Origin of the sequence: Veillonella parvula (assembly GCF_032577575.1) — a bacterium.
In the GTDB taxonomy this organism is placed as follows: domain Bacteria; phylum Bacillota; class Negativicutes; order Veillonellales; family Veillonellaceae; genus Veillonella.
In genome coordinates this window covers 672,530-691,037 of record NZ_JAWFVO010000001.1, presented here as the reverse complement: position 1 = coordinate 691,037, position 18,508 = coordinate 672,530, and the positions used below count along the sequence as shown (strand labels likewise).

Genomic DNA, 18,508 nt, shown 5'->3' with positions numbered 1-18,508 from the left:
TTTTTTTAGGAGGATGATGAAAACATGGCTTACGAAAACCTTAAAGCCCAAATTGCTGAGTACAATAAACTTTGTGACGAAAAATGCGCAAAAACTCCAGAACGTCAAAACTTGAAATACAACCGCGTGTATACACCAGTTGATATTGAAGGCTTTGATTATGAACGTGATTTGGGTATGCCTGGTGAATTCCCATATACTCGTGGCGTACAACCTACAATGTACCGTGGTCGTTTCTGGACTATGCGTATGTATGCTGGTTTCGCGACAGCTGAAGAATCTAACAAACGTTACCGTTACCTTATCGAATCCGGTGCAACTGGTCTTTCCTGTGCATTCGACTTACCTACACAAATCGGTTATGACTCTGATGACGTTATGGCTGAAGGCGAAGTTGGTAAAGTAGGTGTAGCAATTGACTCCTTAGCAGATATGGAAATCTTGTTCGACGGCATCGACCTTGGCAAAGTATCCACATCTATGACAATCAATGCTCCAGCATCCGTTTTGTTGGCAATGTATATCGCAGTAGCTGAAAAACAAGGTGTACCTTCCACAGAATTGAAAGGTACAATTCAAAATGATATTTTGAAAGAATATTCAGCTCGTGGTACATACATTTTCCCTCCAAAACCATCCATGCGTTTGATCACTAATATCTTTGAATATTGCTCTCAATACGTTCCAAAATGGAATACAATTTCTATCTCTGGTTACCACATCCGTGAAGCAGGTTCCACAGCAGTACAAGAAATCGCATTTACAATTGCTGATGGTATCGCATACGTAGAAGCAGCTTTGAAAGCTGGTCTTGATGTTGATACATTCGCTGGCCGTCTTTCCTTCTTCTGGAATGCTCATAACAATGTACTTGAAGAAGTTGCTAAATTCCGCGCATCTCGTCGTTTATGGGCAACAATCATGAAAGAACGTTTTGGTGCTAAAAAACCAAAATCCATGATGCTTCGTGTACATACTCAAACAGCTGGTTCCATGTTGACTGCACAACAAGTTGATAACAACATCGTTCGTGTTGCTCTTCAAACTGCAGCTGCTGTAATGGGCGGTACTCAATCCTTGCATACAAACTCCCGTGACGAAGCTTTGGCTCTTCCTACAGAAGCATCTGTACAAGTAGCTCTTCGTACTCAACAAATCGTGGCTTACGAATCTGGTTTGGCTGACGTAGTTGACCCATTGGGCGGCTCTTACTATGTTGAAGCTATGACTAATGCTATCTATGACGAAGCTATGGCATACATCAAAAAAATTGATGAAATGGGCGGCGCTGTAGTAGCAATCGAAAAAGGCTACATCCAAAAAGAAATTCAAGAATCCGCTTACAAATGGCAAATGGAAGTTGAATCTGGTTTGCGCACAATCGTTGGCGTAAACAAATTTCAAGTTGAAGAAGAAGCTCCAAAAGACTTGCTTCGCGTAGACGCTTCCGTAGGTGTTAACCAAGCTAAGAAAACTCAAGCAGTTCGCGCTAACCGTGATCAAGCAGCAGTTGACAAAGCTTTGGCTGATTTGAAAGCTGGCGCAGCTGACGAAAACGTTAACTTGATGCCATTAATTCTTGCAGCAGTTAAAACATATGCTACTTTGGGTGAAATTTGTAATGTGTTGCGCGAAGTATTCGGTGAATACCAAGCTCATTCTACATTATAATATCGGCTGATTTCGGAGGTAATTATCATGGCAGAAAAACGTATTAGAGTAATTGTAGCAAAACCAGGTCTTGATGGTCATGACCGTGGTGCAAAAGTTGTAGCACGCGCTCTTCGCGATGCTGGTTTCGAAGTAATCTACACAGGTCTTCGTCAAACTCCAGAACAAATCGCAGAAGCAGCACTTTCTGAAGACGCTAATGTAGTTGCATTATCCCTTCTTTCCGGCGCTCACAACACATTGTTCCCTAAAGTTGTTGAACTTTTGAAAGAAAAAGGCATGGGCGATGTATTAGTAATCGGCGGTGGCGTAATTCCTGATGCTGATATTCCTGGCTTGAAAAAAGCTGGCGTAGCGGCAGTATTCACACCTGGTACACCAACTAGTGATATCGTTAACTTCATTAAGGAACACGTAAAATAATTAACTGGGTGAGAAAGGGGCTCAACTGGAATGGTTGGCTCCTCTCTATTTCCATATTCTAAGATAGGTGGTGAGGCGAATGGATTTAGTTAAAGGCCTCTTTGAAGGTTCTAGACTAGCCTTAGCACGGTCCATCACTGCTGTAGAAAACGAGTATGAAAACGCCATCGATATTATGAAGGCCATTTACCCTAAAACGGGTAATGCCCGTATTCTCGGTATTACAGGGGCCCCTGGTGCTGGTAAAAGTACTTTGACTGATAAGGTTGTTAAACATTATCTTGATCAAGGTATAAAAATCGGCATCGTTGCCATCGACCCAACAAGCCCATTCTCTGGTGGTGCTATATTGGGGGACCGTATTAGAATGAATGATTTGACATTAAATGAAAATGTATTCATTCGAAGCATGGGGACGCGTGGTAGTCTTGGTGGCTTATCTAAAAAGACTGCAGACGTTGTAAAACTCATGGATGCCTTTGGCATGGATTTAGTAATTATTGAAACTGTAGGCGTAGGTCAATCTGAAGTAGATATTGTAAAAAATGCTGATACTACATTGGTTGTACTGGTTCCTGGTCTCGGTGATGATATCCAAGCTATCAAGGCGGGTATTCTTGAAATTGGCGATGTATTTGCTATCAACAAAGCTGACCGAGATGGTTGCGATCGTTTGAATGTAGAAATTGAAATGATGCTTGACCTAGATTCTCGTGAAGTAAAATGGCGCCCACCAATTAAGCGCACAATTGCTAGTAAAGACCAAGGCGTAGATGAACTTATCGACGCTTTAGATGAACATTTTGAGTATCTTGAAGATTCTGGAGAATTGGAATCTCGTCGGGCAGAACGTACTCGTGATGAAATCATCGCAATGATTAATGAACAAATTGGTCGTTATGTAGCTGATAAAATTGTTACAAGCGACGAATTTAATAGCCAAGTGGCAGCTGTTAATGAACGCGAAAGCGATCCATATACAGTTGTTAATGGCGTAATGACAAGCGTGCTAAAGTAGACGGCGACTACATAGCATTAGAGATTTAGCCTTGAAAAGGAGATAATCAAAATGGCTTTTAAAGTATTACAAGTGGATCACATCGGTATTGGTGTTAATGATTTAGCAGCAACTAAAGAATTCTATAAAAATGCATTAGGCATTGAACATCTTCCTGAAGACGAAATCGTAGAAGAACAAAAGGTAAAAGTATCCTTCTTCCCTTGTGGTGATGCTGAACTTGAATTCTTAGAAACTACAACTCCAGATGGCCCTATCGGTAAATTTATCGAAAAAAATGGTGGTCGTGATGGTATCCAACACGTTGCATTGCGCGTTGATAATATTGAAAATGCTATTGCTGATTTGATGGCTAAAGGCGTTCGTATGATTGACGAAAAACCTCGTTATGGTGCAGGCGGTTCCTCAATTGCTTTCTTACATCCAAAAGCAACTGGTGGTGTTTTGCTTGAATTATGTCAACGTATGAAATAATACAGTATCCAATTCACATCATTATATATGAGTTGTAGATATACATATACATATAATCCTACGTTATATATTAAATATGTATGCTTCTTGAACTTTATTCATTTATGAAATAAAATGATACTGTAACAAGTTTTATTTGGAGGTGCTATAATGGCAACAGTGCAGGAAAAAATCGAGTTATTGCACGAAAAACTAGCTAAAGTTAAAGCTGGTGGCGGTGAAAAACGCGTTGAGAAACAACATGCTCAAGGCAAAATGACTGCTCGCGAACGCTTGGCTAAATTGTTCGATGATAATTCCTTCGTTGAACTTGATCAATTCGTTAAACATCGTTGTGTTAACTTTGGTCAAGAAAAGAAAGAATTACCAGGCGAAGGTGTAGTAACAGGTTATGGTACTATAGACGGTCGTTTAGTATATGCATTCGCACAAGATTTCACTGTAGAAGGTGGTTCTCTTGGTGAAATGCATGCTGCTAAAATCGTTAAAGTACAACATTTAGCAATGAAAATGGGTGCTCCTATTGTTGGTATCAACGATTCCGGCGGTGCTCGTATTCAAGAAGCGGTAGATGCTCTTGCTGGTTACGGTAAAATTTTCTTTGAAAATACAAATGCATCTGGTGTTATTCCACAAATTTCCGTAATCATGGGGCCATGTGCGGGCGGTGCTGTATATTCTCCAGCATTGACTGACTTCATCTACATGGTTAAAAATACTTCTCAAATGTTCATCACTGGTCCTGCAGTAATCAAATCTGTAACTGGTGAAGAAGTAACCGCTGAAGATCTTGGTGGTGCAATGGCTCACAACTCCGTGTCTGGTGTTGCTCACTTTGCAGCTGAAAATGAAGATGATTGTATCGCTCAAATTCGTTACTTATTAGGCTTCTTGCCATCCAACAATATGGAAGATGCTCCATTGGTAGATACTGGTGACGATCCAACTCGTGAGGATGAAAGCTTGAATAGCTTGTTGCCAGATAACAGTAACATGCCTTACGACATGAAAGATGTTATCGCAGCTACTGTAGATAATGGCGAATACTATGAAGTACAACCATTCTATGCTACTAATATCATTACTTGCTTCGCTCGTTTTGATGGTCAATCCGTTGGTATCATTGCTAACCAACCAAAAGTAATGGCTGGTTGCTTGGACATTAACGCTTCTGACAAATCTTCCCGTTTCATCCGTTTCTGTGATGCTTTCAATATTCCAATCGTTAACTTCGTTGACGTTCCTGGTTTCTTGCCTGGCACAAATCAAGAATGGGGCGGTATCATTCGTCATGGTGCTAAAATGTTATATGCTTACTCTGAAGCTACAGTACCAAAAATTACTGTCATCACTCGTAAAGCATATGGCGGTTCCTACCTCGCTATGTGTTCCCAAGATTTAGGCGCAGACCAAGTATATGCTTGGCCTACATCCGAAATCGCTGTAATGGGTCCTGCTGGTGCAGCTAATATTATCTTCAAGAAAGACGAAGATAAAGATGCTAAAACAGCTAAATATGTAGAAGAGTTTGCGACTCCTTACAAAGCTGCAGAACGTGGCTTCGTAGATGTTGTAATCGAACCTAAACAAACTCGTCCAGCAGTTATCAACGCTTTGGCTATGCTTGCAAGCAAACGCGAAAACCGTGCTCCAAAGAAACATGGTAATATTCCATTATAATTCGATTCGGTAAACATATCATCGAATTTGGGAGATACCTTTCTTTACTACTTTTTTAGAAAGGGGAATGATTATGGAAGGACAAGCAGTTACTACCAATCCTTGGTTAATCATGGCCATTAATATGACAGTTGTATTTGTTGTGTTGATTCTTTTAGGTATTTTGATGACAATCGTTCATTTGATTGACCCTACTAAGAAGAAAAAAGACGTACCACCAAGTGCACCTGTTGTGGCTCCCGCAGCTACACCGGTGGCTGCACCAAATGCATCTGCTCAAAATGAAGGTGAAGTAGTAGCAGCTATCGTAGGTGCCATTGTGGCGATGGGGTACTCCTCTGAACAAATTGCATCTATTCGACCTACAGCAACCAGTGCTAAATGGCGCTTGGAAGGTCGCTTAAGCGGTAGAGGTTAAAATATTTTTAGGAGGCATTTGTAATGAGCAATGCTACAACAACTAACGGTAAAGCTCCATCTCAAGATGTAGTAGCAGTAATCGTTGGTGCATTAGCGGCAATGGGTTATTCCGCTGATCAAATCGCGCATATCCGTCCAATCGTAAGCTACAATTGGAAAATGGAAGGCCGTTTGCGTGGTAATCGATAAGATAATTGGCTAATTTGATAATCCATGGGATTATTCAATTTATATGTGTAAAAATATTTATAAGTTTTGTGTAGAAACTACACATTTTGGAGGAATTTAAGATGAAAAAATTCAACGTTACAGTAAATGGTACAGCATATGATGTAGAAGTTAATGAAGTGAAAGCAGCGGCTCCTGCAGCAGCTCCTAAAGCAGCTCCAGCAGCAGCTCCAGCTCCTAAAGCAGCTCCTGCACCAGCTCCTGCTGCAGCAGCAGCTCCAGTTCCAGCAGGTGCTGAAACTGTAAAAGCTCCAATGCCTGGTAAAATCTTATCTGTAGCAGTATCTGCTGGTCAAGCAGTTAAAAAAGGCGAAACTTTGTTGATCCTTGAAGCTATGAAAATGCAAAATGAAATCGCAGCTCCACATGATGCTGTAGTTTCCGAAGTTCGCGTATCTGCTAACCAAACTGTATCCACTGGTGACGACATGGTTGTTCTTGGCTAATACCAAGTGTTGTATGACGTGGCTGCGCCACGTCATCTAACAATTTTATATTTGTGAAAGGGGAACGCATATGGAGGCTTTTGCTGTTGCGATTCAATCCGTTATTACAGATAGCGGGTTCCTCGCATTTACAACAGGCAATGCTATTATGATTCTTGTAGGTTTGATCCTATTGTATTTGGCATTTGCTAAAGAGTTTGAACCTTTATTGTTGGGTCCGATTGCGTTTGGTTGTATACTTGCTAATATTCCTCGTAATGGTTTCGAAGAAGGCGTTATGGCACTTATTAGCGCAGGTATCTCCCAAGAAATCTTCCCACCTTTAATTTTCCTAGGTGTAGGTGCAATGACTGACTTTGGTCCACTCATTGCTAATCCTAAAACATTGCTTTTAGGCGCTGCCGCTCAAATCGGCGTATTCGTTGCTTTAGGTGGCGCAATGATGCTTGGCTTCACAGCTCAAGAAGCAGCTGCTATCGGTATCATCGGTGGTGCTGACGGCCCTACATCCATTTACTTAGCTACTAAACTAGCTCCTCATTTATTAGGTGCTATCGCGGTTGCCGCATATTCCTATATGTCCTTGGTACCATTGATTCAACCGCCTGTAATGAAATTATTCACTACGCAAAAAGAACGCGAAATTGTTATGGAGCAATTGCGTGAAGTTACACGTTTTGAAAAAATCGTGTTCCCAATTGTTGCAACGATCTTCATTTCCTTATTGCTTCCTTCCATTACATCCCTTTTAGGTATGTTGATGTTAGGTAACTTGTTCCGTGAATCTGGCGTAACTGAACGTTTGTCCGATACTTCTCAAAATGCGTTAATCAATACTGTTACAATCTTCTTGGCAACTGGTACTGGTTTAACAATGAGTGCGGAACATTTCTTAAGCGTACAAACAATTCTTATTATCTGCTTAGGCTTAGTTGCATTTATCGGTGGTACTGCTGGTGGCGTATTATTCGGTAAATTGATGAGCTTAGTAGATGGTGGTAAAACAAATCCACTTATTGGTTCTGCCGGTGTATCCGCGGTTCCAATGGCGGCTCGCGTATCTCAAGTAGTAGGTGCGAAAGCTAACCCAGCTAACTTCTTGCTCATGCATGCTATGGGTCCTAACGTAGCTGGCGTTATCGGTACAGCAGTAGCTGCAGGTACAATGCTTGCTATGTTGTCTAACCACTAATAATTTAATAATTATTCACCCAGGTGTACCTAAATAGGTACACCTATTGGTGAATCAAAAAGCCCTTGGTCATTATGTAATCATACATAAAAAGGGAATATTTGCAATAAATGCTTTTCAGATCGGTCATTAGGTGATTAGCAAGATTTCACAGAATAACCTTCTAGTGCTTTATATATAGTAGAGGTGGTCACTTGTTATCAATTGAATTAAAAATACTGATTTGTTTTATATGGGCATTTATTGTTTTTTTTATTACAGCGCTGATTATCGGTAATAAAGGCAAAGCTAAGTGGTTTCAACAAAGAACAAAATATTCTTGGTTTAATCGTCGAGGATTTTTAGGTGAAACTTTATTATTTGGGTATCCTAAAACAAGAGAGGGATATGGGATTACTTTTTTGATGGCTTCTGCCATTGGTATCGTAGGTTATATTTTATACCTATTATAACTATATCAGTGCATTTCTCTGAAGGGAGATGATGATGTATGGGTACTGCAGAACAAACCTTAATCGTCCTTGCAGTCATGGCTGTTTTATTCGTTACGGAAATTATTCCTCTAGCTATTACTTCTTTAGGCGGCGCAATTACATTAGGCCTTATGGGTATTATTACTCCTAAGGTTGTATTCTCTGGTTTATCTGATAGTACAGTTGTGTTGTTTGCAGGCATGTTCGTTGTTGGTGCTGCATTATTCTACACTGGTTTGGCTCAAAAAATTGGGGAAACCGTAGTATCTCATGCAGGGACTAGCGAAAATGGCTTGATGCTTGCGATTATGCTCGTAACAGCTACCATGTCCGCATTCTTATCTAATACTGGTACAACAGCTGCGTTACTTCCTGTGGTTGTTGGTATCTGTGCTGTTGCTAAGATTCCTGCATCTCGCCAATTAATGCCTTTAGCATTTGCTGCAGGTATCGGTGGTATCATTACAATGGTTGGTACACCACCTAATATCATTGTAAGTGGTACATTATCTAAATTTGGCATTGAACCATTTGGTTTCTTTGAATTTGCTTGGATTGGTATTCCTTTGACTGTTGCTACTATCGTATTCATGATGCTCGTTGGTAAACATCTATTACCTAAACATGAAATTACTGATGCTGGTGATGTTGAACAAGAAGTAGCTGCTGAAGATATTTCTAACGATCCTAAGAAACAATTATACTCTGGTCTTATTCTTTTAGGTGTAATCATTGCTATGATTTTAGGGGATCCTCTAAAAACATATTTTGGTATTAATTTACCATTGAGCATGGTTGCAGTTATTGGCGCAATGCTTTGCGTATTAACTGGTTGCTTGAACGAAAAACAAGCTTACACATCTATTGACTGGGTAACAATCTTCTTATTCGCTGGTATGATGCCAGTGGCAACTGCACTTGACCAATCTGGTGCAGGTAAAATGATTGCTGATGCAGTAATCGGTGTTATGGGGTCTGATCCTAGCCCTTACTTTGCAACAGCAGTATTATTTGCATTGTCTTGTATCATGACTCAATTCATGTCTAACACTGCATCTTGTGCATTATTGGCACCTATCGGTATCTCCATTGCTCAAGGTATGGGCGCTGACCCTCATGCAGTATTGATGGCTATCGGCGTTGCTGCATCTTGTGCATTCGGTACACCTGTAGGTACACCTCCAAATACACTAGTACTTGGTCCTGGTCAATACAAATTTACAGATTATGTAAAAGCCGGCGTTCCATTGATTTTAGTTTGCTTCGTAGTAAGCTTAATTATCATTCCAATGGTATGGCCATTCTTCCCTGGTAAATAATAGGGAATAGGTTACTCTACTATACAAGCACACACGAGGTCGAATCGTAAGATTCGGCCTCGTTTTTTATGATTTTAGTCTATATGATTTTAATATAGATTACATATAAGTGTAATCAAAAGCAATATGAATTAAACTAATTTGCATGATTAATTTTACACAATTGACTACATCGAAAAAAATATGATATAGTATATTGTGTAAGATATAATAATGTAATGTTGAATAAGGAGGTCATCTATGACAAAAGAAAGATTTAACATGTTAGTTGGTTCTATTGGTGCATTTATTGGTGTATTTGTATTTTTAGCCTATATCCCACAAATAATTGCTAATCTTCATGGTCAACCTAGTCAACCATGGCAACCATTATTTGCAGCAGTATCCTGTTTGATCTGGGTATTATATGGTTGGACAAAATCACCTAAACGTGATTATATTTTAATCGTACCAAACCTTGCAGGCGTTATTTTAGGTACACTAACATTCTTAACATCTTTCTAAGTGCTATAAGAAAAAAATAGTATTATTGTTATATAGTGAATAATAGTAAAGATATTACTTTACTTTATAAATATAAATGAGGTCGAATCGTATGATTCGGCCTTTTTTAGAGTGAAGTTTATATGTTAGATTAAAATATAGATAAGCGTTAAATCTGTTGTAATAAAAAAATAGTTTTTATGATAATAAATATTGATAATTGAATTCCTAGTATAATAGTACGTATTTTAATTGAAATGATAATTAGTGCATTCTCAATTATTGATTATTAAACTCAATTACATAAATGAAAAGAAATATCAAAATACATATAAATATAGGCTTTTTATGATAAAAAGGAACAATTATTATGCAAAATATTATATAATTTTTTATCATTTTCATTTGACTTTCAATTTGAACTGTGTGATAATGAGAACATAAGTTGAGGCAAGTGCCTTTCTAAATGATAATAAAAAGTTCTGATTTATATTTTGATGGAGGTCCTAATTATGAGAGTTATTGCTGATGGTTGCATTAAATGTGGTTCTTGCGCATCTGTTTGCCCAGTTTCCTGCATTACTGAAGGCGAAACTAAATACGAAATTGGCGATGCTTGCATCGATTGCGGTTCTTGCGAATCCGTTTGCCCAGTTTCTGTAATTTCCGCTGAGTAATCACAAATAAAACACGCCCCTCATTGAGGGGCTTTTTATTTTGCCTAAATTTGCGTAACTTAGTATAATAGGACTATTAAGAATTATATTATAGTAAGGGAGTTAATCTTGTTTTATACAGTACTTATCATTTGGTTATTATTGGACCAATTAACTAAATATTATGTAATGAATCATTTTTTGTTAGGTGAATCTTTACCTGTTATTCCTAATGTATTTCATCTTACCTATATTATCAATCGCGGTGCAGCCTTTGGCATGTTAGCGAATCAACGATGGTTTTTCTTACTAGTAGCTTTTATTCTATTAGCTGTTTGTGCTTTTTATTGGAAGCGATTAGCTAAGGGCCATTGGACTTTGCAAATCGGATCCGCCTTATTAGTCGCAGGTGCAATTGGTAATGGCATTGACCGATACATGATTCATGGGGTAGTGGACTTTTTTGATTTTCGTGTATGGCCTATTTTTAATGTGGCAGATATTGGTATTTGTATAGGTGTAGCTTTTGTTGTATTTTATTTGTTTTCATTGAAAGAGGACCATGAATAGCTTTCATTATTAGGGTCCTTTATAGATCATTGACTTGATTCGTCAATACATATATATCTTATACTTGACTCAAAGAGGAATAGAGGATGAATGAATATATTGTAAGTGCTGAGCAAGAAGGCATGAGACTAGATGTATTTTTAACTGAACAGATGGAAGGATCTCGTAGCTATATTCAAAGTTTAATTAAAGGTGGTCATGTTACAGTAGGTGATAAAGTAGGAAAGGCTAATCTTCGGCTTACACCTGATACTGTCATTCATGTAGAAATCCCAGAGCCTGAATCGATTGAGGTTAAACCTGAGGATATCCCTTTAGATTATTTATACGAAGATCACGATATTGTTATTGTTAATAAACCTCGTGGCATGGTGGTGCATCCTGCAGTAGGGAATTATTCTGGAACCCTTGTAAATGCTCTATTATTCCATTGTAAGGACCTATCAGGCATTAATGGTGAAATTAGGCCAGGTATTGTGCATCGCTTAGATAAAGATACGTCTGGTGTTATGATGGTGGCAAAAAATGATGCAGCACACATTGGCCTAGCAGAGCAAGTAAAAGCACATTCTGCAAGACGTACGTACTGGGCGCTAGTACAAGGCAATATTGTAGAAGAAAAGGGGACTATAAAGGCGCCTATTGGACGCCATCCTAAGGACCGTATGAAAATGGCTGTTGTCTTTGAAAACAGTAAAGATGCAGTAACACATTTTAAAGTATTGGAGCGTTATGGTCATCAAACATTGGTTGAATGTAATTTGGAGACTGGCAGAACCCATCAAATTCGTGTTCACTTTGCTCATATTGGACATCCTGTTGTTAATGACCCATTTTATGGATATAGACGTATGGATTTTCCTATAGAAGGGCAAGCATTACATTCTAAATCGTTAGATGTTAAACACCCTATTACAGGTGAAGAAATGCACTTTGAAGCACCGGTACCAGCTGACTTTGAGGCGTGCTTAGAATTTGCTAAGACCTACCGTGAAGATAAACGAAAATAGTCTAAATGTTTACATTGATTGTTTAAGTACTTATTTTTACTACTTATTTGGATATAGGGGCATAGAACAATCCTATGCTGTAAGGGCGTATATATGGAAAAGAAACGCTTACTAATGGATCAAGACGCTATAATGCGTGCGATTCGTCGTATTAGTCATGAAATTTTAGAACGCAATAAAGGTTTATCTAATGCGTTAATTGTAGGTATTGAACGGCGTGGTGTCATTTTGGCAAAACGTTTACAAGCGGAAATTGAGCGTATAGAAGGTATTCATATTGATTGTGAGTCTTTGAATGTTGCAGTGTATCGTGATGATCGTGATGCTCGTCCTAAAGAGGGGGAACCGTGTACGATTGATACAACGGAAAAGACAATTATTCTTGTAGATGATGTTTTGTATACGGGCCGTACCATCCGTGCTGCTTTAAATGCATTAATGACGGCTGGCAGACCAAGATCTATTCAATTGGCCGTCCTCGTCGATCGTGGTCATCGTGAATTGCCTATACGAGCGGACTATGTAGGTAAAAATATTCCTACATCACATCTTGAAAGTGTACGCGTTGCCGTCGCTGATCTGGATGGTGAAGAAGGGGTTACAATACAGGAATAATCTGTATTGTAACCCCTTATTTTTTGAGTATTATCATATAATAAGATGATTATCTTAATAAAATTAAATTATTTGACTCTTATATTTATGTGCAGAATGTTTCTACCAGATCGTAGTTCTGCTTATTTTATGTATTGTGGCGTATAGGTGTAGTCCATATGACCTATTCGTTTAACTTCATTATGTAAGCATAAGGCCTGTATATCTGTAGCTAATGTATCGATTTGATGCATCGTTTGTCCCAACGTATTTAATTCATTAGGTGCTTTGGCCCATTTTTGAATAAGTGGTATTTCAAAATCATTTCGAAGCCATTGACGACCTCTATCGTTGAAGGCTAGCAAGCGAGCATATTGTGGTGCTTCCTGTATAGCACTTTGTAGTAAATCTTTTTGTATTCCTAAGGTGAGATAGGCTCCCATTCGTTGTAAACGGGCATAGGTATAGCGCTTTGATTTTATTTGCTTCATAGCCAAGTTCCACGTAGGTTGTTGGGCCGCTTTGGACCATAAGTGTTCAATGCCTTCGTTGAACTCTCCAAAGCTTTCTAGCTCCTTAGTTGAAGTACGACGACTTAAGGTATGGACCATATCATAGTAGCGGTTATAGTTTACATAAGCACCATTAGAAATTATATTAGTCATATCGTCTGCAATAGTCTTAGGAATGATTGACTGAAGTTGTAACTCTATTTTACTATTTAGTGTATTTAATTTTGTTAATGTAGTTGCAGTTGAATTTGAATTTGAAGTTGTATTTGTATTTGTATTTGTACTTGCACTGGTCGTTGTATCTATATCTGTAGAAGTGTAGATACTATTTTTATTACAATTGTTACTACCTGTAGCCATATTTGTTATAAGTTTACGCAATGCTGTACCAGAAGGAAAATCTTTTGTAATATTCGCGTCGTGATGATCTGATGTGCGTAAGATTGGTATATATTTTAAGGAAGGATAATAGGTAAGTCCTGCCCGAATATATTCAAGTCCTAACAGTGCATTAGGGGTGTTGAGCATCTCTGTATTAAGGGCTTTACGGAAGGCAGAGCCATAGGACATACCTTCGTTAATATAGGTCCGTAATACTGTTTGAGTACTTTCACAATCCATACGTTTAGTTATATCAACGAGTGTATCTAGATCAGCCGTTTCAGAACCAAAGGAGAGTGCATCGATATGTAAAGCTTTTACCATGCGAATAGCACCTGTTCCAAACAGTTGTGCACTACCCAAAGAATAGAGTGTAGGTAGCTCGATAACGATGTCTGCACCACCGAGAATAGCCCAACGAGCACGGTCAAATTTAGAAAAAATAGCAGGTTCTCCTCGTTGTACAAAGGAACCACTCATGATACAAATGCGCAGCGCTTCAGGATGCTCTTGTGCTAAGGTATGTAATTGATGCGCATGTCCATTGTGAAATGGATTATATTCACAGATGATACCGATTGTTTTCATAGTGACTCCTTTCATTATTGTTAGTGTAACAAAGCGAAGAAATGCTGTAAATAACATTTCATGATATCCATATAAAAGGTCTGGTTATAGAAATGATGTTATGTGCAAATATTAAGTTTAGTATAGATTTTCTTGACACTATAGGCTATAATTAACTGTAAATGCTGAATTGATGTGAGGTATATGATGAAACAAAATTGGAAACGTACATTACAAGGGGCTCTGCTCGGTGCTGTGCTGCTAGCAATGGCGGGATGTGGCTCTACAAATGTAATGGATACATATAGTTTTGGCCATCAAGTTATCCGTGCTGGTCAATCTGAAATTACCATTGCTTTGCCTTATGAAATGGGTAAAAGTACAAAAAATATGTCTGATAAGGGGTATCCAATTGATATTTATGGATCTGTTACAGAACATATGGTAATTGAGGTTGAGGCTTTACGGCCTGGTGAAAATAAACCGTTACCTACGGTAGATGAGTATATTAATCACAGTAAGTCTGAATTTGCTAAAGTAGGCGCGACCATCAAAGAAGAGTCCGTAGCATTAGAAGGTGCATCTGCTAAAAAGCTTGATGTTACTGTTACATCGCAAGGACAAATATTTAGAATTTCTCAATACGTATTCTTAGATCATGGCGTATTGTGGAATATAGTCTACCAATATCCTGAAAAGGATCAGGTAGGTGCTGATATCAGCAAAGAAATTCAAAACAAGATTCAAGTTACACAACAGAAAGAGGGTTAATCGATGAACGTATTAGTAGTTAACTGCGGTAGTTCTTCTTTGAAATATCAATTACTTGATATGACAACTGAAACAGAATTGGCAAAAGGTCTTTTTGAAAAGATTGGTGATCAAGATGCTATCTTCACTCACAAACGTCCTAATGCAGATAAATTAGAACGCATTGAACCAATTTTGAACCATAAAGAAGCGCTTCGCATTTTGCTAGATATTTTAGTTGATGCTGAATTTGGTGTTATTTCTTCCATGGATGAAATCGATGCTGTAGGTCACCGTGTAGTACACGGCGGTGAAAAATTTGCTGATTCCGTATTGATTACTCCAGCAGTTATGGAAGCATTGGAAGAATGTGCTTCTCTTGCACCATTGCATAACCCACCAAACATTCAAGGTATTGAAGCTTGTGAAGCTATTATGCCAAATGTACCTCAAGTTGCTGTATTTGATACTGCATTCCATCAAACTATGCCAAAAGAAGCATATATGTATGCGCTTCCTTACTCTTATTATGAAGATTATGGTATTCGTCGTTACGGCTTCCATGGTACATCCCATAAATATGTAGCGCAACGTTGTGCAGAATTAATGGGTAAACATATGACTGATCTTCGTATTATCACATGCCACTTGGGTAATGGTTCCTCTGTGGCTGCTATTAAAGGTGGTCGCTCCATCGATACTACAATGGGCTTCACTCCATTGTCCGGCTTGATTATGGGTACTCGTACAGGTGATATTGACCCTGCTATCGTTCCATTCTTGATGGAAAAAACAGGTATGACCTATGAAGAAATTGATAGAGTTATGAATAAAGAATCCGGTGTTTTAGGGATTTCTGGTGTATCCAATGACTTCCGTGTGATTGAAGAAGCTGCTGCTAATGGCAATAAACGCGCACAATTGGCATTGAATATGTTCCATTACAAAGTTCGCCGTGTAATAGGTGCCTTTGCTGCTGTTATGGGCGGTGTAGATGCTATCATCTTTACTGCTGGTATTGGTGAAAACGGTATTGGTAACCGTGATGCAATCTGTAACGGTTTGGAATATTTAGGTACTCGTATTGATTCTGAACGCAATAATGTTCGTGGTAAAGAACAAGAAATTAGTGTTGAAGGCTCTAAGGTTAAAATCTTCGTAATTCCTACAAACGAAGAAATCATGATTGCTCGTGATACTCAACGTATTACAGCAGCGTTGAAAAAATAATATAGTTCGCATCTGAACTGAGTGACTAATAGAGTCATAAAACCCCGTCTATATCTTGGATATAGACGGGGTTTTTGTAGTTTTTATGCATAGAATATCTTATAATAGGATGTATAGTTATTAATTAGTGATTTCTTTAAAAGGGGTAAAGCATGACAGTATTATATGAAGAAAAATCTCAGCGCACCAGAAGTGCAGAGTTATTGGTAGTATTTTTTGTGATTTTATTGTTGTGTGCAGCAGCTTATACAACGTATCGCAGTATTCAATTACATACGGTTTTATTAGCTGGGTATTTTATTGAAATCATGGCCATCATTGTTATGGTTAAACAGGCTGTTAGTAGATATACATATATTTTGACAGATACAAAGCTTGTGATTGAAGAGAACTCTATCTTTAGAAATCGTCATTTTGAAGTAGATTATAACATGATTGATGGGGTGTTCAAGTTTGAACGTGAGTTGTTGACAAATATTAAATACCGCTATAAATATAGAAAATGTTCTACCTCTGACCCGCGCCCGATTTGGTCTCTTGTGTATTCTATTGTAGATGGAAATAAAGTTAAAAATGGTCGTTTGCTGTTGAAAGCCGACGATAGATTCTTTGAAATATTAGAAGAGCATGTGCCTGGCCGTATTCGTGTGCCTCAAGCGGATATTGTATTTTATGCAGCGGTGCGAGCTGATGCGGTAAAACATGGGGAAGATGTACAAGAATATTATGAAAGATTAATTTCTTCAAAAGAAGATAAAGGAACAACTATGTAAGGGATGGTAAGTTCTGGGGGATAGGCAGGATAGTTTAGTTATACCAAGAATTTTATGTACAAGTTTTTTAATACGAAGGAGCGTATATGGCTGGATTATATTTGGCGAGTCAATCACCACGTAGAACTGAATTATTAACACAGGTTGGGATTGATCATACTGTTGTATCCAGTACTTATGAGGAATCTAATGAGGGTTACGACAACCCTATTGAAATGGTGAAAGCCCAAGCATTAGGTAAGGCTCGTTGTGCTGTAGGTGTTCCAGACGGAAGTATTGTGTTAGGCGCAGATACTATTGTTGTCCTTGATAATAAAGTATTAGGAAAGCCACATGATGAATCCGATGCACGCCATATGTTGGAGCATTTATCGGGTAGAGCACATTCTGTAATCACTGGAGTCGCGTTACTCATCAAAGGGGAGGAGATAGTTTTTCACAATGAAACAAAAGTATATTTTAAACAATTAGCACCCTTTGAAATTGAGTCTTATATTGCTAGTGGGGAACCGATGGATAAGGCTGGAGCTTATGGCATCCAAGGAAAAGGTGCATTATGGGTAGATAAAATAGAGGGCTCTTATACTAATGTGGTAGGGTTACCAGTTGAACATGTATACGAGGAACTGTGCAAGGCGTTAGGGGCAAAATAGTACTAGCATATTAGACAGATAGTGATATAATTGGCTGTGCTGTGCTGTGCTGTGCTGTGCTGTGCTGAATAATTTTTAAGAGAGTAGATGTGTTTATTGTTTGATTTACAAATGGTGTTATCTATTTGAATGGAGAGATTCTATGGAAGTACCAACAGTAAGTGTAAAAGATATGTTACCATTCCAGCGACCTCGAGAAAAATTTCTCGCCTTAGGTCCATCACATATGGCGATGGAGGAGTTGTTGGCTATTTTATTACGTACAGGGGTAAAGGGGCAATCTGCGATTTCTTTGGCAAGTGATATTGTACAATCCTTTGATGATGGTGTTTATGGTCTTAACCGAATGACCGTAGATAATCTGATCAAAATCAAGGGTATTGGTAGAGATAAAGCAGTGACGCTATGTGCAGCACTTGAAATGGGTAGGCGATTAGGGGAGTTAAAGATTAAAGAGACTTATGAAGATTTTTCGCAACCTTTTGTAATAGCTCAATATGTGATGGAGCGACTGCGTCACGAAGATGTGGAACATGTGTGGGCTGCCATGCTAACATCTCGAAATAAGCTTATTCAGTTGGAACATATCTCTAATGGTGGATTAGTATCAAGTCTTGTAGAGCAAAGAGCAGTATTTAAAAAAGCTATAGCATGTAATGCGGCGGCTATTATTCTAATCCATAACCACCCGTCAGGCGATAGTAGACCAAGTGATGAAGATATACGGCTAACGAAAATGTTTGTTAGTGCTGGTCAATTTATGGGGATTCCTGTACTCGATCATATCGTTATAGGGGATAATGAATTTACGAGCCTCAGCGAAATTGGTAAATTGAGCTGAGCCTAAATAAACTGAACAAAGCCAAATAAGATTATTAAAAGCACTCATTTTGAACTATACCTAATTTTGACGCATGGGTAAGTTCCTATAAATGAGTGCTTTTCCTTATTGTATATGAGATTTTATGTATGAAGTTATGTAATT

General features: G+C 38.5%; 22 protein-coding genes. 21 read left to right on the top strand and 1 reads right to left on the bottom strand.

Translation table 11 applies throughout. The annotated features are described in order from the left end of the window. Positions 1–24 precede the first annotated feature (24 nt). The 16 genes from E7K77_RS03260 to pyrR all read left to right on the top strand — a co-directional run bounded on the left by E7K77_RS03260 (position 25) and on the right by pyrR (position 12,678). Positions 25–1,671, top strand: coding sequence for an acyl-CoA mutase large subunit family protein (locus E7K77_RS03260; RefSeq protein WP_021148368.1), 1,647 nt, complete (start codon positions 25–27; stop codon positions 1,669–1,671). A gap of 27 nt (positions 1,672–1,698) precedes the next feature. Further along, positions 1,699–2,094: a cobalamin B12-binding domain-containing protein gene (locus tag E7K77_RS03255; protein ID WP_021148367.1), complete on the top strand. Its 396-nt coding sequence runs from the start codon at positions 1,699–1,701 to the stop codon at positions 2,092–2,094. A 79-nt stretch (positions 2,095–2,173) separates the two neighbouring features. Then, on the top strand, positions 2,174–3,112 hold the full coding sequence (gene meaB / locus E7K77_RS03250; protein ID WP_021148366.1) for a methylmalonyl Co-A mutase-associated GTPase MeaB: 939 nt from the start codon (positions 2,174–2,176) through the stop codon (positions 3,110–3,112). Positions 3,113–3,163: 51 nt separating this feature from the next. Then, a complete protein-coding gene (gene mce, locus E7K77_RS03245) occupies positions 3,164–3,586 on the top strand; it encodes a methylmalonyl-CoA epimerase (RefSeq protein WP_004696488.1) in 423 nt (140 codons plus the stop codon). Between the two features lie 150 nt (positions 3,587–3,736). Next, positions 3,737–5,266 (top strand): methylmalonyl-CoA decarboxylase subunit alpha, encoded by a 1,530-nt coding sequence (gene mmdA / locus E7K77_RS03240; RefSeq protein WP_021148365.1) that lies wholly within the window; start codon positions 3,737–3,739, stop codon positions 5,264–5,266. A 73-nt stretch (positions 5,267–5,339) separates the two neighbouring features. Then, on the top strand, positions 5,340–5,684 hold the full coding sequence (mmdD, locus tag E7K77_RS03235) for a methylmalonyl-CoA decarboxylase subunit delta (RefSeq protein WP_021148364.1): 345 nt from the start codon (positions 5,340–5,342) through the stop codon (positions 5,682–5,684). A gap of 23 nt (positions 5,685–5,707) precedes the next feature. Continuing rightward, positions 5,708–5,875, top strand: coding sequence for a methylmalonyl-CoA decarboxylase subunit epsilon (mmdE, locus tag E7K77_RS03230; protein ID WP_004696483.1), 168 nt, complete (start codon positions 5,708–5,710; stop codon positions 5,873–5,875). 101 nt (positions 5,876–5,976) lie between these two features. Further along, a complete protein-coding gene (gene mmdC, locus E7K77_RS03225; RefSeq protein WP_008601436.1) occupies positions 5,977–6,360 on the top strand; it encodes a methylmalonyl-CoA decarboxylase subunit gamma in 384 nt (127 codons plus the stop codon). 70 nt (positions 6,361–6,430) lie between these two features. Beyond that, positions 6,431–7,552 (top strand): methylmalonyl-CoA decarboxylase subunit beta, encoded by a 1,122-nt coding sequence (gene mmdB / locus E7K77_RS03220; protein WP_008601435.1) that lies wholly within the window; start codon positions 6,431–6,433, stop codon positions 7,550–7,552. A 194-nt stretch (positions 7,553–7,746) separates the two neighbouring features. Next, the gene (locus E7K77_RS03215) at positions 7,747–8,004 is read left to right on the top strand and encodes a hypothetical protein (protein WP_008601433.1); all 258 of its coding nucleotides are present in this window, start codon (positions 7,747–7,749) and stop codon (positions 8,002–8,004) included. Between the two features lie 38 nt (positions 8,005–8,042). Then, positions 8,043–9,344 (top strand): SLC13 family permease, encoded by a 1,302-nt coding sequence (locus E7K77_RS03210; RefSeq protein ID WP_021148363.1) that lies wholly within the window; start codon positions 8,043–8,045, stop codon positions 9,342–9,344. Between the two features lie 240 nt (positions 9,345–9,584). Then, the gene (locus tag E7K77_RS03205; protein WP_004696474.1) at positions 9,585–9,848 is read left to right on the top strand and encodes a SemiSWEET family transporter; all 264 of its coding nucleotides are present in this window, start codon (positions 9,585–9,587) and stop codon (positions 9,846–9,848) included. A 491-nt stretch (positions 9,849–10,339) separates the two neighbouring features. After that, the gene (locus E7K77_RS03200; RefSeq protein WP_004696472.1) at positions 10,340–10,504 is read left to right on the top strand and encodes a DUF362 domain-containing protein; all 165 of its coding nucleotides are present in this window, start codon (positions 10,340–10,342) and stop codon (positions 10,502–10,504) included. Positions 10,505–10,612: 108 nt separating this feature from the next. Further along, complete coding sequence (gene lspA, locus E7K77_RS03195; protein ID WP_021148362.1) at positions 10,613–11,053, top strand: signal peptidase II; 441 nt, start codon at positions 10,613–10,615, stop codon at positions 11,051–11,053. A gap of 86 nt (positions 11,054–11,139) precedes the next feature. Further along, on the top strand, positions 11,140–12,063 hold the full coding sequence (locus E7K77_RS03190) for an RluA family pseudouridine synthase (RefSeq protein ID WP_021148361.1): 924 nt from the start codon (positions 11,140–11,142) through the stop codon (positions 12,061–12,063). 93 nt (positions 12,064–12,156) lie between these two features. Then, on the top strand, positions 12,157–12,678 hold the full coding sequence (gene pyrR, locus E7K77_RS03185; RefSeq protein ID WP_004696466.1) for a bifunctional pyr operon transcriptional regulator/uracil phosphoribosyltransferase PyrR: 522 nt from the start codon (positions 12,157–12,159) through the stop codon (positions 12,676–12,678). Positions 12,679–12,800: 122 nt separating this feature from the next. Here pyrR and E7K77_RS03180 read toward each other — a convergent pair whose 3' ends face one another. Continuing rightward, complete coding sequence (locus tag E7K77_RS03180; RefSeq protein WP_325306055.1) at positions 12,801–14,138, bottom strand: tRNA(Met) cytidine acetate ligase; 1,338 nt, start codon at positions 14,136–14,138, stop codon at positions 12,801–12,803. A gap of 186 nt (positions 14,139–14,324) precedes the next feature. Here E7K77_RS03180 and E7K77_RS03175 point away from each other — a divergent pair, with 186 nt between their 5' ends. The 5 genes from E7K77_RS03175 to radC all read left to right on the top strand — a co-directional run bounded on the left by E7K77_RS03175 (position 14,325) and on the right by radC (position 18,364). Next, a complete protein-coding gene (locus tag E7K77_RS03175) occupies positions 14,325–14,888 on the top strand; it encodes a hypothetical protein (RefSeq protein WP_004696462.1) in 564 nt (187 codons plus the stop codon). Between the two features lie 3 nt (positions 14,889–14,891). Further along, positions 14,892–16,097, top strand: a complete 1,206-nt coding sequence (locus tag E7K77_RS03170) for an acetate/propionate family kinase (protein ID WP_004698711.1) — start codon at positions 14,892–14,894, stop codon at positions 16,095–16,097. 152 nt (positions 16,098–16,249) lie between these two features. Beyond that, positions 16,250–16,870 carry a hypothetical protein gene (locus E7K77_RS03165; protein WP_325306054.1) on the top strand — a complete coding sequence of 207 codons (621 nt, stop codon included), beginning with the start codon at positions 16,250–16,252 and terminating at the stop codon, positions 16,868–16,870. A gap of 86 nt (positions 16,871–16,956) precedes the next feature. Beyond that, complete coding sequence (locus E7K77_RS03160; RefSeq protein ID WP_004698546.1) at positions 16,957–17,523, top strand: Maf family protein; 567 nt, start codon at positions 16,957–16,959, stop codon at positions 17,521–17,523. A gap of 142 nt (positions 17,524–17,665) precedes the next feature. Beyond that, complete coding sequence (gene radC, locus E7K77_RS03155; RefSeq protein ID WP_008714282.1) at positions 17,666–18,364, top strand: RadC family protein; 699 nt, start codon at positions 17,666–17,668, stop codon at positions 18,362–18,364. Positions 18,365–18,508: the final 144 nt, after the last annotated feature.